Here is a 14,660-nt window from a genome sequence, read left to right as displayed (position 1 = left end):
ATGAGGCCGCTCACGTGGTGCCAGGCGATCCGGTCAGGCCATCGCGGTAGATGGCGAAGGCTTCGGTGGCCCAGCGCTCCATGCCGGCGGCGGTCAGCGGGTCGACCCCGAGCACTTCGGCGACGCGCCGACGCAGCATGAGCACCGCCAGGTCGTTGAGCAACAAGAAGGCCGCGCGCACCGCCGGATCGTCGCCGGCATCCGCCGTTCCGGCCGCCACCATCGCGCCGAGCGCGTCCTGGCTGATGGCGTACAACCGGGCGAACAGAACGGATCCCATTGCGCCGCCGACGATCAGCGATCTGCCCAGGTAATCCGGAATCGGCGACTGTGGCGGCAGGTGGACGGCGAAGGCCTCGAGCAGCGTCGGCGTCGCGGAGGGCTGCGTGCCGTCTTGGACCGGTGCTGTCACCTCGGTCAGCAGCGCCTCCAGGGTCTGCACGACGTAGTTGTCGACCGCCTCCACCAGTCCGTCTTTCGAGCCGTAGTGCCGGACCAGCAGCGCGGGCGAGACACCGGCCGCGGCGGCGATGTCGCGCATCGTCACCGCGTCGGCACCGCGCTCGGCGAACAGGCGCAGGGCCTCGTCGCGAATCCGTGCCCGCGCGGTCCGGTCGTCGACCATAGGTGAATGCATGTTCACCAATGTAAACAATTGTTTAGCCGAGCGCCAGGCGCTCATCGATGCGAACATATGTGCGAAGATTGGCGAGTGTCGGATGTTGAAGCAGCCGCGATCCTGCACGCCGACCTCGACTCGTTCTACGCATCGGTCGAGCAGCGTGATGATCCCGCGCTGCGCGGCCGGCCGGTGATCGTCGGCGCCGGTGTGGTGCTGGCGGCCAGCTACGAGGCCAAAGCGTTCGGCGTGCGCACCGCGATGGGCGGGCATCAGGCCCGCGGCCTGTGCCCGCAGGCCATCGTCGTGCCGCCGCGGATGTCCGCCTATTCAGAGGCGAGCCGCGAGGTCTTCAAGGTTTTCCATGACACCACGCCGCTGGTCGAGCCGCTGTCGGTCGACGAGGCCTTCCTCGACGTCAGCGGCCTCGGCCGGGTGTCCGGCACCCCGGTGCAGATCGGGGCAGCGTTGCGGGAAGCGGTGCGTGAGCGTGTGGGGCTGCCGATCACCGTCGGCATCGCGCGCACCAAGTTTCTGGCGAAGGTCGCGAGCCGCGAAGCCAAGCCCGACGGACTACTACTGGTGCCGCCGGACCGCGAGCAGGCCTTCCTGCATCCGCTTCCGGTGCAACACCTCTGGGGCGTCGGCGCCAAGACTGCGGAGAAGCTGCGCGAACACGGCGTCGAGACGGTGGCCGACGTCGCGGCCCTCACCGAGTCGGCGCTGGGCGCCATGGTGGGCGCGGCCATGGGGCGTCAGCTTTTCGCGTTGTCGCACAACATCGACCGCAGGCGTGTCACCACCGGCGTGCGACGACGGTCCGTCGGCGCCCAGCGCGCGGTGGGACGGCGTGGAAACACCATGTCCGACAACGACATCGACGCGATGATCATCAACCTGATCGACCGCATCACCCGCCGCATGCGCAGCAGCGGCCGAACCGGCCGGACGGTCGTCCTGCGGCTGCGGTTCGACGACTACAGTCGCGTGACGCGCTCGCACACCATGCACCGCGCGACCGCGTCGACCGAGGAAATCCTCACGGCCGCACGTGGATTGGTGGCGGCCGCCGGACCGATGATCGCCGAACGCGGCCTGACGCTGATGGGGTTCTCGGTGTCGAACGTCGACACCGCCGGCACCGAGCAGCTCGAGCTGCCCTTCGACGGCGAACCCGACACCGCCGCGGTGGACTGCGCCGTCGACCTGGTGCGCCAGAAGTTCGGCAACGCGTGCCTGACGCGCGGCGTGCTGGTCGGCAAGGACCCCGGCTGGGAAATGCCGATGCTGCCGGAATAGCGCGGAACGAAGCGGCGTTGGCGGAGTCATGCCGAGAAAACTGACCGAAGCCGAGCGTGAACAGTTCCTCGCCGACAAGCACGTAGGGGTGCTGTCCGTTGCCGCCGAAGATGGCCGTCCGCCGTCGAGTGTCCCCATCTGGTACGACGTCACCTCCGACGGGCTGATCCGGATCAACACCGGCGCCGGCAGCCGCAAGGCGAAGCTGATCCAGCAGGCGGGCGTGGTCTCGCTCGTGGTCCAGCGGGAAGAGCCTCCGTACCAGTACGTGATCGTCGAAGGCTCGGTCGTCGACACCGCCACACCCGCGCCGGAAGACGCACGGCAAGCCATCGCGATCCGCTATCTGGGCGAAGAGGCCGGGCGCGAGTTCGTCCGTTCGATGGCAGGTGTTGCCACCGTCTTGTTCACTGTCCGCCCCGACCGCTGGCTAACGGCCGACTTCTCTGACGAGGTCTAACCCACCGGATACATCCATCCCGCATCGGCGACGCACTGCTGGATCGGAATTTTGATGTCGTCGGTCGTGATCAGGTGGTGCATGCAGTTCGAATTGCCCGACCAGAACAGCCGCAGGTCGCCGGTGTCGTGGCACTCGATCCATTGGCCTTCGGCGTCCTGGCGCCATTCGACGAGGTGATCCACCGCGTGCAAGAGCCGGTTCTCGGCATCCAGGCGCAGATGGATTTGGAAGGTCAGCGCCACGGCCAGGTCTTCGAGCACCTGTCGCCAGTCCGGATCGCCGGACTTCCACTCGGCCACGAGGTCGACGCCCTCGGGAGCGCCGTCACGGATGAGCCACGGGCGCGCCGGACTGTTCAGCTGCAGTAGCCGGTCGTGCAGCGTCACTTACCGGGGATGATTTCGATGCTGAGTGCGATGTCGGAACCCCGGATATCCGCGACTCGCGCCGTCGCGTGGCGACTCGTCTTGCCCGTGACGACGGTGCAGGTCTGGGTGGCCCCGATGGCGGCCTCGATGCCACCGTCGCAGGACACGGAATCGATGTTCGACGCGGTCTGCGTGCTCAGCTTGTTCTTGACCGCCGTCTCCAATTTGTCCTTGGACATGGTGGTGGCCCCGCTACCGACGCGAAACGAACACGAGGCCAGGAGAACTGCCGCAGCCAGCGTGGCGACCCGACGCGCTTTCGATCGAAGTGCCATGTTCACCGAGTATGCCCGCACACCGGGTTCAGAACTGCGCAACCACAAATCCCGACAACAGCACCAGGAATCCGCCGACCTCACCCAGGATCAGCGCCACCATCCCGGCGTGCAGACCACCGCTGGGGTGCTCGAACTGGTTGGTGGTGTCCTGCCGGAGCCCATGCTGGATGTACGCGGCAATGGCTACGACGAAGAAGAACACCAAAACCATTGCGGCCGTGAGGTTCACCCACGCCGGCCAGGAACTGAGCTGGACGAACACCGCCACCAGCAGCGTGGAGAACGAGTACATCAGCGCGGCCCGGTGCGCGATGTCGACGTAGGGGTGCGCCAGATGGTCGGGGTTGACGGCCATCTGCCGGTACTTCCAGATGCCGAGGATCAGGGCCAGCAGGAAGATCAGGCCGGCAGCGAAAAGCGTGATGACGGTTGCGGTACCGAGAACCATGCGCCAGACGCTACGCGGCGGCCCAGGACAGCAGTCGCTCGACCGGCCAGGTGTTGACGATCCGGTCCTGCGGAACACCGGCATCGAGCGCCCGCTGCGCCCCGTAACCGAGAAAGTCCAGCTGCCCGGGCGCGTGCGCATCGGTATCGATCGAGAACAGACACCCGGTGTCCAACGCCAGGTTCAGCAACCGGGTCGGCGGGTCGCGCCGCTCAGGGCGCGAATTGATCTCCACCGCAACATCATTGGCGGCGCACGCCGCGAACACCGCTTCCGCGTCGAACTTCGATTCCGGCCGGGTGCCACGCGAGCCCTCGACGAGGCGACCGGTGCAGTGGCCCAGTACGTTCGCCTGACCACCGGACACCGCGCGGACCATGCGCCGGGTCATCGCGGCGGCGTCCATGGCCAGCTTGGAGTGCACGCTGGCCACCACCACGTCCAGCCGCTCCAGCAGTTCGGGTTCCTGATCCAGCGAGCCGTCTTCGAGGATGTCGACCTCGATGCCGGTGAGAATCCGCATCGGTGCGAACCGGTCCCGGATTTCGTCGATGACGTCCAGCTGCTGACGGAGCCGGTCCGGACTGAGCCCGTTCGCCACGGTCAGCCGCGGCGAGTGGTCGGTGAGCGCACAGTACTCGTGGCCCAAACGCTGTGCGGTGGCCATCATTTCGCTGATGGGCGCCGAGCCGTCGGACCAGTTGCTGTGCAGGTGCAGGTCGCCCTTCAGCGCCGTGCGCAGCGCTCCCCCGCCCAAATCGGCTGCCGCCGTACGAAGTTGGACGAGCGCGTCGGGCTCACGACCGGCCCAGGCCTGCGCGATCACGGCTGCGGTCTTGGGTCCGACGCCGGCCAGCGTCTGCCAGCCGTTGGTGCGGCCCAGCTTCTCGCGTTGTTCGGGTGTCAGCGCCTCCACCACGTCCGCGGCCTTGCGATAGGCCATGACGCGACGGGATTCCTCACGAGCGCGGTCCTTGTAGAAGGCGATCTCCCGCAGCGCGGCCACTGGGTCCATGGCATCCAGTCTGCCAATGCGCGGAGGAAACTCACAGGAATTAGGAGCCCGTCGTGACTAGTTTCAATAAGCGTGCGATTCGCCTTCAAAACCTCACCGCAAGACACAACCTGGTCGGACATGCTCGCCGTTTGGCAGGCTGCCGACGACATCGACGTGTTCGAGTCCGGCTGGACCTTCGACCACTTCTATCCGATCTTCTCCGACTCGACCGGCCCCTGCCTGGAGGGCTGGGTCACGCTGACCGCGCTGGCGCAGGCCACCGAACGGCTGCGGGTCGGCGTCCTGGTCACCGGCATCCACTATCGGCACCCGGCAGTGCTGGCCAACATGGCGTCCGCGCTGGACATCGTCTCGAACGGCCGGCTGGAACTGGGTATCGGCGCCGGCTGGAACGAAGAGGAGTCCGGCGCCTATGGCATCGAGCTCGGCTCGGTCAAAGAGCGGTTCGACCGCTTCGAAGAGGCCTGCGAGGTGCTCAAAGGCCTGCTCAGCCAGGACACCACGACCTTCGACGGCAAGTTCTATCAGTTGAGGGACGCCCGCAACGAGCCGAAGGGGCCGCAACAGCCGCATCCGCCGTTCTGCATCGGCGGTAGCGGCGAAAAGCGAACCCTGAAGATCACCGCCAAGTACGCCGATCACTGGAACTTCGTCGGCGGGACGCCGGAAGAGTTCGCCCGCAAGCGCGACGTGCTCGCCGCGCATTGCGCCGACATCGGCCGGGACCCCAAGGAGATCACCCTGTCGGCGCACGTCCGGCTCGGCCAGGACCGCGACTACCGCAAGGTGGTCGACGAGGCTGCGGGCCTGGGCGCCGAAGGCCTGGACCTGGCGATCATCTACATCCCCCAACCGCATGACCCGGCCGTGCTGGAGCCGCTGGCCGAAGCCATCCGGGACTCAGGCCTGCTCACTGCCTGAGATACGGCAACCGCCCGGAGCCGAGAATTCGGTTCCGGGCGGGTGTGCGTTCTTAATTATCGCGGAGGTCACAAATCGATAACGATCAGCAAAGCAGCTGACGTTACTGCCGAATACCGTCGGCCAGAGCGGTCGAGCGAGCGCTAGACGCCGAAGCGGACCATGTCCGCAGCGGTGACCAGACGCTCGTTCTTGGCCGGAAACTCACGGCTCTTGACCGGGTGGCGGAGCAGGGACCAGGCAATACGTCCCATGCGTGAACGCGATAGCGGGTTGTTGTACACGGTGATCACTCCTGCGGTCGGCGATTGGTTGCACCGTGGGGCCAGACTATCGCAAGGCCCCCGCGATTTCATTACAACGCCGGTCATCGGCAAACCTTTGGAGGCGCGCCGAAAGTAACAGCGGCGTGTCGCGTGTGACTGGTGTGATTCATGTTGCGGAAGAAGCCCTTAATGCACTCTTAATTTAAGAGAGTGACCAGCCGGGCAAGTGACCCAACAGACAATATGAGCTACGTCACTCGGGTGAATCAGACCGGAAGCTCGCGCGGCTTCCGGAACACGTCGTCCAGCGTGACGGTGCGCAGATTGCGCTCCTTCAGCAGATCGACCAGTTGGCCGTAGACGTGCGTCACCGGCAGGTGGTTGAGGTGGCCGATGACCACGGTCTGCTCTGTGAAGTACTTGCCCGCCATCTTGAGGATGTAGTCCTCGGTGACGATGTTCTCGTCGCCCAGCGATCCCGTCCACATCGTCGGCGTCGAGTAGCCGAGCTCCGCGGCGATCTTGTCGACGATCGCGTTGTGGCTGCCGTACGGCGGCCGGTAGTACGGCCGGGAGTCGATCCCGAAGGTCGACTGCAGGAACTTGTGGTTGCGCTCCAACTGGTCGACGATCTCGTCCTTGGACAGTTTCGCCAGGTCCGGATGCGACCAGGTGTGGTTGCCCAACTGAATCTGGCCCGACTCCACCAGCGGCAGCATCAGGTCCCGGTTCTCGGTCCACGACTGGTAGCGGCCGTTGACGAAATAGGTGAGCCGCATGCCGGTGTCCCGTGCGAGCTTGGTGTACGCGCGCACCACCTCGGAACTCACGCCGTCGTCGAGCGTGATCGCCACGCGATTGCCGGCCACGTCCGGCAGGCTGCTGAGCTCGCCACCACCTGGTAACGCCAATCCCATGCCCCACTGGACCGGTTCCTTGGGAGCCTTCGGCGGCGCTGCGGCCACGGTCGCGGCCGGCCCGTCGACGGCGCACCGCGCCAGGCCCACGCCGGCCACCACCGAGGCCGACAAGCCCACGAGAAAACGTCGCCGGCTCAGCTCGGAGCCGGCGAACAGGGATGCGGGTGCGCTGGTGTAGTTCGCCATAAGTATTCAGTTCTGGTCGATCGGGACCCGAACCGATCAATTGTGCAACTCCAGTCACACCAGCCTCACGCGACACACCCGACGGTATCGAGTCGTTATCAACGGCATCATCAGGTACCGAGGCGCGCCCCGACCGCGCTAGACGCGAGCAGGCACCTCGTCGTCAAGGAATTCCGGCGGGTAGTCCCCGAGATCGTCGGCACTCATGGCCGTCGCGCCCACCACACGCGGCTCCGACGTACTCAACCGCAACCAACCGACCGCACCGATCAGGAAGCACAGGTACACCAGCGGATACCAGCCGCTCATCACTTGGCCGATCCAGAACGGCCGCAGGTCGAGGAAATTCCAGTACACGCCGCTGAAGTACATCGTGGTGTGGTTCCGGCCGGGTTTGTGCAGCGTCCACATGAACACCGCCGCGAACAAGCCGGCGGCACGGTACGCCCAGCCCCGAGCCCAACCACCCTGCGTCGTACAGGCTTTCCCGACGAGCCAGAAGATCACCGGCGCGAACCAGACCCAGTGCGCAGCCCAGCTGAACGGCGAGACGGCACAACCGGTCAGGCCCACCACCACGAGAGCCAGGGCCTGCTCGCCGCGGCGGTGGGCCCACCACGCCACCGCCAGTCCGGCAACCAGGACCAAGAGGCTCAGGGTGATCCACAACCATTCAGGCCGTGGAAGTGGTGCGAAGAAGCGCGCGAGAAAGCCGTTGATCGACTGGTTCGCCAGGTGATCGATAGGCGCGATGTGCGTGGTATCTCCGAGGTGACTCCAGAACCAACCGCTGTCCGCCGGAAGGAATGGCCAGGTACCTACCATCGTTGCCACGAAAGTCCCTGTGGCAACGGCAAAAGTACGCCATTGTCGAGTCAGCAGCAGGTACGGCAGGAACACCAGCGGCGTCAGCTTGATGCCCGCCGCCAGCCCCAACCCGATACCTCGAGAACGGGAAGCTTTGGGCCGCAACAGATCCAGCAGCACCATCGCCATGAGCAGCACATTGATCTGTCCCCACCAGAGCGTGGCCTGCACCGGCTCGACATCTATGACCGTCACGCCGAGTGCCGCGCTGACCGTCGCCAGTCGCCAGTCAGCGCGAACGCCGGCCAATCGCATTGTGCGCCAAGCCAACAGCGCCAAAAGCCCTACCGACAGGACCAACAGCGACCACTTCGCGACTTCGAAGCCGGCCAACGCGAAAGGGGCAAGCAGCACTGTCGCGAACGGCGGGTAGACGAACCACGCCTCTTTCAACGCCGGCGTCTCGTACAACGGCTTGCCGTGCCAGAGCCCATCGACCGCAGCTCGGTACGTCGACAGGTCGAAGTCGTTCTCCATCAATCCGAAGAACTTCACATCGAACGGCACCAGCTGGTTGTGCACCACCAACGCCAGTATCGCGACCGCGACCGCACCCAACACCACTGGATGCGGCAGTCGCGTCGGCCCTCCCCCACTGCTCACCGGCCGATTTTATCGAGCAGTGCGTGCGGCGCCCGTCGCCAATCTGCACCACCCATGCAGCGTGAGAGTCACCGGTTCTGCGTTCCTGACGTGAAAAAACCGTGGCCCGGCGGTGCATCGCACCACCGGGCCACGGTTGATTGTCAGATCAGCGCTGCGGCGCAGCCGTCGGCTTGATGGGCTTCGGCAGCGCCGACTCACCCATCAGGTAGCGGTCCACGCCGGCGGCCGCGGCGCGGCCCTCGGCAATGGCCCACACGATCAGCGACTGACCGCGGCCCATGTCACCGGCGACGAAGACGCCGGGCACGGTGGTCTGGAAGTCGTTGTCCCGGGCCACGTTTCCACGGTCGGTGAGCTCGACGCCCAGCTCGGTCAGCAGGCCCTCACGCTCGGGGCCGACGAAGCCCATGGCCAGGAAGACGATGTCCGCCGCGAGTTCGAAGTCCGAACCCTCGACCTTCTCGAACTTGCCGGCCTTCATGACGACCTCGTGCACCTTCAGCGCCGAGACCTTGCCGTCGGTGCCCACGAACTCCTCGGTGTTGACCGAGAAGACGCGCTCGCCGCCCTCTTCGTGTGCCGAGGACACCCGGAACATGAGCGGGTAGGTCGGCCACGGGGTCGACTCGGCGCGCTCCTCCGGCGGACGCGGCATGATCTCGAACTGGTGGACGCTCTCGGCACCCTGCCGGTGGGCGGTGCCCAGGCAGTCGGCGCCGGTGTCACCGCCACCGATGATGACGACCTTCTTGCCCTTGGCCGTGATCGGCGGCTCGCCGTCGGGTCCGAGGACGTCGTCGCCCAGCTGCACGCGGTTACCCCAGGGCAGGTACTCCATGGCCTGGTAGATGCCCTCGAGCTCGCGGCCCGGGATCGGCAGGTCACGCCATGCGGTCGCGCCGCCGGCCAGGACCACCGCGTCGTAGTCTTCCTGCAGCTGCTCGACGGTGATGTCGACGCCGACGTTGACGTTGGTCCGGAACTGCGTGCCCTCGGCCGTCATCTGCTCCAGACGACGGTCGATGTGCCGCTTCTCCATCTTGAATTCCGGGATGCCGTAACGCAGCAGACCACCGATGCGGTCGGCCCGCTCGAGCACGGTCACGTCGTGGCCGGCGCGAGTCAGCTGCTGGGCAGCGGCCAGACCGGCCGGTCCGGAACCGACGACGGCGACCTTCTTGCCGGTCTTCACGTCCGGGATCATCGGCTTGACCCAGCCCTGGTCGAAGGCGTTGTCGATCAGCTCGACCTCGACCTGCTTGATCGTCACCGGGTCCTGGTTGATGCCGAGGACGCACGACGCCTCACACGGCGCCGGGCACAGCCGCCCGGTGAATTCCGGGAAGTTGTTGGTGGCGTGCAGGCGCTCGATGCCGTCGCGCCAGCGGTCCCGGTACACCAGGTCGTTCCACTCGGGGATGAGGTTCCCGAGCGGACAACCGTTGTGGCAGAACGGGATACCGCAGTCCATGCAGCGCGAGGCCTGGACCTGCAGGGTCTCCTTGGAGAACTCCTCGTAGACCTCTTTCCAGTCCTTGAGGCGCAGGTCGACCGGCCGGCGGACCGGGGTCTGACGGTGGGTGTGCTTGAGGAAGCCGTTCGGATCAGCCACGAGCGGCCGCCATGATCGCTTCGCTGACGTCCTCGCCGGCGGCCTCGGCCCCGGCGATCGCCTCCAGTACCCGCTTGTAGTCGCGAGGCATCACCTTGATGAACTGCTCCTTCTGATTCTGCCAATCGGCCAGAATCCGCTGTCCCACAGCCGATTCGGTGCCATCGACATGGGCGGTGATGATCTCGTGCAGCCACAGTTCGTCGGTGGCGTCCAGCGCATCGAGATCGACCATCTCGCCATTGATGTTGCCCGGCAGGGCGCCCTTCGGGTCGTAGACGAAGGCCATACCGCCGGACATACCGGCGGCGAAGTTACGGCCGGTCTCGCCGAGGATGACGACCTTGCCACCGGTCATGTACTCGCAACCGTGGTCGCCCACGCCCTCGACGACCGCGACGGCGCCCGAGTTACGCACCGCGAACCGCTCGCCCACCACACCGCGCAGGAACGCCTGCCCGCTGGTGGCACCGAACAGGATCACGTTGCCGCCGATGATGTTCTCCTCGGCCACGTAGCCGGCGGGCGCGTTCTTCGACGGGCGCACCACGATGCGTCCACCCGAAAGACCCTTGCCGACATAGTCGTTGGCGTCGCCGTTCACCCGGAGGGTGATGCCCTTGGGCAGGAACGCGCCGAAGCTGTTACCCGCCGAGCCGTCGAACGTGATGTCGATGGTGCCGTCCGGCAGACCCTGGCCGCCGTGAACCTTCGTGACCTCGTGGCCCAGCATGGTGCCGACGGTGCGGTTCACGTTGGTGATCTTCATGGCGAGGCTGACCGGCACCTCGGACTCGATGGCGTCCCGGCACTCGGCGATCAGCTGCTGGTCGAGCGCCTTGTCCAGACCGTGGTCCTGGCTCGACGTGCAGTACAGATCCTGCTTCATGAAGGCCGACTCCGGTTCGTACAGCACCGGGGTCAGGTCCAGCTTCTGCGCGCGGTAGTGCGCGATGGCCTTGCTGGTGTCCAGCGCGCCGACCTGGCCGACCATCTCGTTGATGGTGCGGAAGCCCAGCTGCGCCATGAGTTCGCGGACCTCTTCTGCGATGAACAGGAAGAAGTTCTCGACGAATTCCGGCTTGCCGGTGAACCGCTCGCGCAGCACCGGGTTCTGGGTGGCCACACCCACGGGGCAGGTGTCGAGGTGGCAGACGCGCATCATGATGCAGCCCGAGACCACCAGCGGTGCGGTGGCGAAACCGAATTCCTCGGCGCCCAGCAGCGCGGCGATGACGACGTCGCGGCCCGTCTTGAGCTGACCGTCGACCTGCACGACGATGCGGTCGCGCAGACCGTTGAGCAGCAGGGTCTGCTGCGTCTCGGCCAGGCCCAGCTCCCACGGTGCACCCGCGTGCTTCTGCGAGGTCAGCGGCGTCGCACCGGTGCCACCGTCGTGCCCGGAGATGAGCACCACGTCGGCGTGCGCCTTCGAGACACCCGCGGCGACGGTACCGACGCCGTTCTCCGACACCAGCTTCACGTGGATACGGGCCTCGGGGTTGGCGTTCTTCAGGTCGTGGATCAGCTGCGCCAGATCCTCGATCGAGTAGATGTCGTGGTGCGGCGGCGGCGAGATCAGGCCGACACCCGGGGTCGAGTGGCGCACCTCGGCCACCCACGGGTACACCTTGTGCCCCGGAAGCTGACCGCCCTCACCGGGCTTGGCGCCCTGGGCCATCTTGATCTGGATGTCGGTGCAGTTCGTCAGGTAGTGCGACGTCACACCGAAGCGGGCCGACGCGACCTGCTTGATGGCGCTGCGCCGCCAGTCGCCGTTGGCGTCCCGCTCGAAGCGCTCGACGTTCTCGCCGCCCTCACCCGAGTTCGACCGTCCGCCAAGGCGGTTCATGGCGATGGCCAGCGTCTCGTGGGCCTCGGCCGAGATCGAGCCGTAGCTCATCGCGCCGGTGGAGAACCGCTTGACGATCTCGCTGGCGGGTTCGACCTCGTCGATCGAGATCGGTTCGCGCACACCTTCTTTGAACGTGAACAGGCCACGCAGGGAGGCCATGCGCTCGCTCTGGTCGTCGACCAGCTTGGTGTACTCCTTGAACACCGAGTACTGCCCGGTGCGGGTGGAGTGCTGCAGCTTGAACACCGTGTCCGGGTTGAACAGGTGGTATTCGCCCTCGCGGCGCCACTGGTACTCGCCGCCGACCTCGAGCTCACGGTGTGCCCACTCGTCGGGCCGGTCGAGGTAGGCGAGGCTGTGCCGCGCCGCGACGTCGGCCGCGATGTCGTCGAGGTCGATGCCGCCGGTCGGACAGGAGATGCCGGTGAAGTACTCGTCGAGCACGCGCTGGCTGATGCCGACGGCCTGGAACAGCTGGGCGCCGGTGTAGGAGGCCAGCGTCGAGATGCCCATCTTGGACATCACCTTCAGCACACCCTTGCCGGCGGCCTTGACGTAGTTGGCCTTGGCCTGGTCGCTGGTCAGACCGGTGATGACACCGCGGTCGACCATGTCCTCGACGGTCTCGAAGGCCATGTACGGGTTGATGGCGGCGGCGCCGACACCCACCAGCATGGCCATGTGGTGCACCTCGCGGGCGTCACCGGACTCGACCACGAGGCCGACCTGGGTGCGGGTGCGTTCCCGGACCAGGTGGTGGTGGACGGCCGCCGTCGACAGCAGCGACGGGATCGGCGCAAGCCATTCGTTGGACTCACGGTCCGACAGCACGATGATGCGGGCACCGTTGCGGATGGCCTGCGACACCTTGGTGCGGACGTCCTCCAGGGCGCGGCGCAGACCCTCTCCACCGTCGGCGACGGGGTACAGGCAGCTGATGACCGCGGCGCGCATGCCGTGCTTGCGGCCCCGGATCTCGTGGTCGGGGTCGACGCAGATCAGCTTGGACAGGTCGCCGTTGCGCAGGATCGGCTGCGGCACGACGATCTGCCGGCACGAGTTCTCGTCCGGGTTCAGCAGGTCACCCTCGGGGCCGATGACGCCCGAGAGGCTGGTGACGACCTCTTCGCGGATGGCGTCCAGCGGCGGGTTGGTGACCTGTGCGAACAGCTGCTGGAAGTAGTCGTAGAGCATCCGCGGCCGCTGCGAGAGCACAGCGATCGGGGTGTCGGTACCCATGGAGCCCAGCGCCTCGGCGCCGGTGCGGGCCATCGGCACGATCAGCTGATTGACCTCTTCGTTCGTGTAGCCGAACGCCTGCTGGCGCAGCACCACGCGGTGGTGCGGCATCTTGACGTAGTCGCCCGGGGGCAGATCGTCGATGTGGAACAGGCCGTTGTCGAGCCACTCCTGGTAGGGGTGCTCGGCCGCGAGCTTGTCCTTGATCTCCTCGTCGTCGACGATCCGGCCTTCGGCCATGTCCACGAGGAACATCCGGCCGGGCTGCAGGCGCATCTTCTTGACGACGGTCGAGGGGTCCAGATCCAGGACGCCGGCCTCAGAGGCCATGACGACGAGCCCGTCATCGGTGACCCAGATGCGCGAGGGGCGCAGGCCGTTGCGGTCCAGGACCGCGCCGACGATGGTGCCGTCGGTGAAGCACACCGACGCGGGTCCGTCCCACGGCTCCATGAGCGATGCGTGGTACTGGTAGAACGCCCGGCGGGCGGGGTCCATGGTCTCGCTGCGTTCCCATGCCTCGGGGATCATCATCAGCACGGCGTGGTGCAGCGGACGTCCACCCAGGTGCAGGAGTTCGAGCGCCTCGTCGAACCGTGCGGTGTCCGAGGCGCCCGGCGTACAGACCGGGAAAATCTTGTTCAGGTCGTTGTGGTACCCGAACACGTCGGTGTGGATGAGCGCCTCACGGGCCCGCATCCAGTTCTCGTTGCCGTTGACGGTGTTGATCTCACCGTTGTGCGCGACCCGGCGGAACGGGTGCGCCAGCGGCCACGACGGGAACGTGTTGGTCGAGAAGCGCGAGTGCACGATGCCCAGCGCGCTCTTCATCCGCTCGTCCTGCAGGTCCAGGTAGAACGCCTTGAGCTGCGGGGTGGTGAGCATGCCCTTGTAGACGATGGTCTTGCCCGACAGGCTCGGGAAGTACACCGTCTCGCGACCGGGGCCGTCCTGGCCCGGGCCCTTGGTTCCCAGCTCGTGCTCGGCGCGCTTGCGGATGACGTAGGCGCGGCGCTCGAGCTGCATGCCGTCGGCGCCGGCGATGAAGATCTGCCGCAGGGTCGGCATGGCGTCACGCGCCAGCGCACCGAGCGACGACTCGTCGAACGGCACATCGCGCCAGCCCAGGACCTGCAGGCCCTCGGCTTCGACGATCTTCTCGACGGCCTCGCACGCCAGCTTGGCGTCGCGGGCCGACTGCGGCAGGAAAGCGATGCCCGTGGCGTAGCTGCCTTCGGCAGGAAGCTCGAAGCCTTCCTCGGCGCACACGGCGCGGAGGAACTCGTCGGGAACCTGCAGCAGGATGCCTGCGCCGTCGCCGGTGTTCGGCTCGGCACCTGCGGCACCGCGATGCTCCAGGTTCAGCAGTGCCGTGATCGCCTTGTCGACGATGTCGCGGCTCCGACGTCCGTGAATGTCCGCGACCATGGCGACGCCACAGGCGTCGTGCTCATGCGCGGGGTTGTACAGCCCGACCTTGCTGGGTCCGCCGTGCTGCGGCGCCATTCCCACCTAACCCTTCACCATCTTCTTTACGAAGCATCGCTTGACCGCCGCTTTCAACGGCGTCAGCGGACTGAGCGACGGTATGCCAGCGTGCAGCACTGAACGACGGGCCGTCCCGCTCGCCTCGAT

General features: G+C 66.4%; 12 protein-coding genes. 3 read left to right on the top strand and 9 right to left on the bottom strand.

From position 1 onward, the window contains the following. Nucleotides 1-10 precede the first annotated feature (10 nt). Entirely contained in the window at nt 11-637 is a 627-nt protein-coding gene (locus tag ACJH6J_RS13940; RefSeq protein WP_406804077.1) for a TetR/AcrR family transcriptional regulator, read from the bottom strand. Between the two features lie 57 nt (nt 638-694). Between ACJH6J_RS13940 and dinB the strand changes: the two genes are divergently transcribed. Beyond that, on the top strand, nt 695-1,918 hold the full coding sequence (dinB, locus tag ACJH6J_RS13935; protein WP_406804076.1) for a DNA polymerase IV: 1,224 nt from the start codon (nt 695-697) through the stop codon (nt 1,916-1,918). Nucleotides 1,919-1,946: 28 nt separating this feature from the next. Beyond that, nucleotides 1,947-2,378, top strand: a complete 432-nt coding sequence (locus tag ACJH6J_RS13930) for a pyridoxamine 5'-phosphate oxidase family protein (RefSeq protein WP_406804075.1) — start codon at nt 1,947-1,949, stop codon at nt 2,376-2,378. Here the strand turns inward: ACJH6J_RS13930 and ACJH6J_RS13925 are convergent. Genes ACJH6J_RS13925 through ACJH6J_RS13910 form a run of 4 tightly spaced genes read right to left on the bottom strand, consistent with a single transcriptional unit; the run spans nt 2,375 to nt 4,550 of the window. Continuing rightward, nucleotides 2,375-2,767, bottom strand: a complete 393-nt coding sequence (locus ACJH6J_RS13925; protein ID WP_406804074.1) for a hypothetical protein — start codon at nt 2,765-2,767, stop codon at nt 2,375-2,377. The genes ACJH6J_RS13930 and ACJH6J_RS13925 overlap by 4 nt on opposite strands. Then, nucleotides 2,764-3,084 carry a DUF4333 domain-containing protein gene (locus ACJH6J_RS13920; protein ID WP_406804073.1) on the bottom strand — a complete coding sequence of 107 codons (321 nt, stop codon included), beginning with the start codon at nt 3,082-3,084 and terminating at the stop codon, nt 2,764-2,766. The genes ACJH6J_RS13925 and ACJH6J_RS13920 overlap by 4 nt, the downstream gene beginning before the upstream one ends. A gap of 28 nt (nt 3,085-3,112) precedes the next feature. Beyond that, complete coding sequence (locus ACJH6J_RS13915; RefSeq protein WP_406804072.1) at nt 3,113-3,535, bottom strand: hypothetical protein; 423 nt, start codon at nt 3,533-3,535, stop codon at nt 3,113-3,115. A 10-nt stretch (nt 3,536-3,545) separates the two neighbouring features. After that, nucleotides 3,546-4,550, bottom strand: a complete 1,005-nt coding sequence (locus ACJH6J_RS13910) for a PHP domain-containing protein (RefSeq protein ID WP_406804071.1) — start codon at nt 4,548-4,550, stop codon at nt 3,546-3,548. A 72-nt stretch (nt 4,551-4,622) separates the two neighbouring features. On the opposite strand from ACJH6J_RS13910, the gene ACJH6J_RS13905 reads away from it, so the two are divergent. Beyond that, nucleotides 4,623-5,474 carry an LLM class F420-dependent oxidoreductase gene (locus ACJH6J_RS13905; protein ID WP_406804070.1) on the top strand — a complete coding sequence of 284 codons (852 nt, stop codon included), beginning with the start codon at nt 4,623-4,625 and terminating at the stop codon, nt 5,472-5,474. 532 nt (nt 5,475-6,006) lie between these two features. On the opposite strand, the gene ACJH6J_RS13900 is transcribed toward ACJH6J_RS13905, so the two are convergent. The 4 genes from ACJH6J_RS13900 to gltB all read right to left on the bottom strand — a co-directional run bounded on the left by ACJH6J_RS13900 (nt 6,007) and on the right by gltB (nt 14,531). Continuing rightward, the gene (locus ACJH6J_RS13900; protein WP_406804112.1) at nt 6,007-6,798 is read right to left on the bottom strand and encodes a polysaccharide deacetylase family protein; all 792 of its coding nucleotides are present in this window, start codon (nt 6,796-6,798) and stop codon (nt 6,007-6,009) included. A gap of 186 nt (nt 6,799-6,984) precedes the next feature. Then, nucleotides 6,985-8,316, bottom strand: a complete 1,332-nt coding sequence (locus tag ACJH6J_RS13895; protein WP_406774503.1) for a glycosyltransferase 87 family protein — start codon at nt 8,314-8,316, stop codon at nt 6,985-6,987. 148 nt (nt 8,317-8,464) lie between these two features. Further along, nucleotides 8,465-9,931 carry a glutamate synthase subunit beta gene (locus ACJH6J_RS13890; RefSeq protein WP_406784081.1) on the bottom strand — a complete coding sequence of 489 codons (1,467 nt, stop codon included), beginning with the start codon at nt 9,929-9,931 and terminating at the stop codon, nt 8,465-8,467. Next, nucleotides 9,924-14,531 (bottom strand): glutamate synthase large subunit, encoded by a 4,608-nt coding sequence (gene gltB / locus ACJH6J_RS13885; RefSeq protein ID WP_406774525.1) that lies wholly within the window; start codon nt 14,529-14,531, stop codon nt 9,924-9,926. The genes ACJH6J_RS13890 and gltB overlap by 8 nt, the downstream gene beginning before the upstream one ends. Nucleotides 14,532-14,660 lie beyond the last annotated feature (129 nt).

Source organism: Mycobacterium sp. SMC-18, assembly GCF_045310895.1.
Lineage (GTDB): Bacteria > Actinomycetota > Actinomycetes > Mycobacteriales > Mycobacteriaceae > Mycobacterium.
Note: the sequence above shows the minus strand (reverse complement) of the source record. Positions and strands in the feature narration are given on the sequence as shown.

Coding starts and splice junctions, on each gene's coding strand:
- ACJH6J_RS13930 (WP_406804075.1), top strand. CDS start 1,947: ATGCCGAGAAAACTGACCGAAGCCGAGCGTGAACAGTTCCTCGCCGAC.
- ACJH6J_RS13940 (WP_406804077.1), bottom strand. CDS start 637: ATGCATTCACCTATGGTCGACGACCGGACCGCGCGGGCACGGATTCGC.
- ACJH6J_RS13920 (WP_406804073.1), bottom strand. CDS start 3,084: ATGGCACTTCGATCGAAAGCGCGTCGGGTCGCCACGCTGGCTGCGGCA.
- dinB (WP_406804076.1), top strand. CDS start 695: ATGTGCGAAGATTGGCGAGTGTCGGATGTTGAAGCAGCCGCGATCCTG.
- gltB (WP_406774525.1), bottom strand. CDS start 14,531: ATGGCGCCGCAGCACGGCGGACCCAGCAAGGTCGGGCTGTACAACCCC.
- ACJH6J_RS13910 (WP_406804071.1), bottom strand. CDS start 4,550: ATGGACCCAGTGGCCGCGCTGCGGGAGATCGCCTTCTACAAGGACCGC.
- ACJH6J_RS13915 (WP_406804072.1), bottom strand. CDS start 3,535: ATGGTTCTCGGTACCGCAACCGTCATCACGCTTTTCGCTGCCGGCCTG.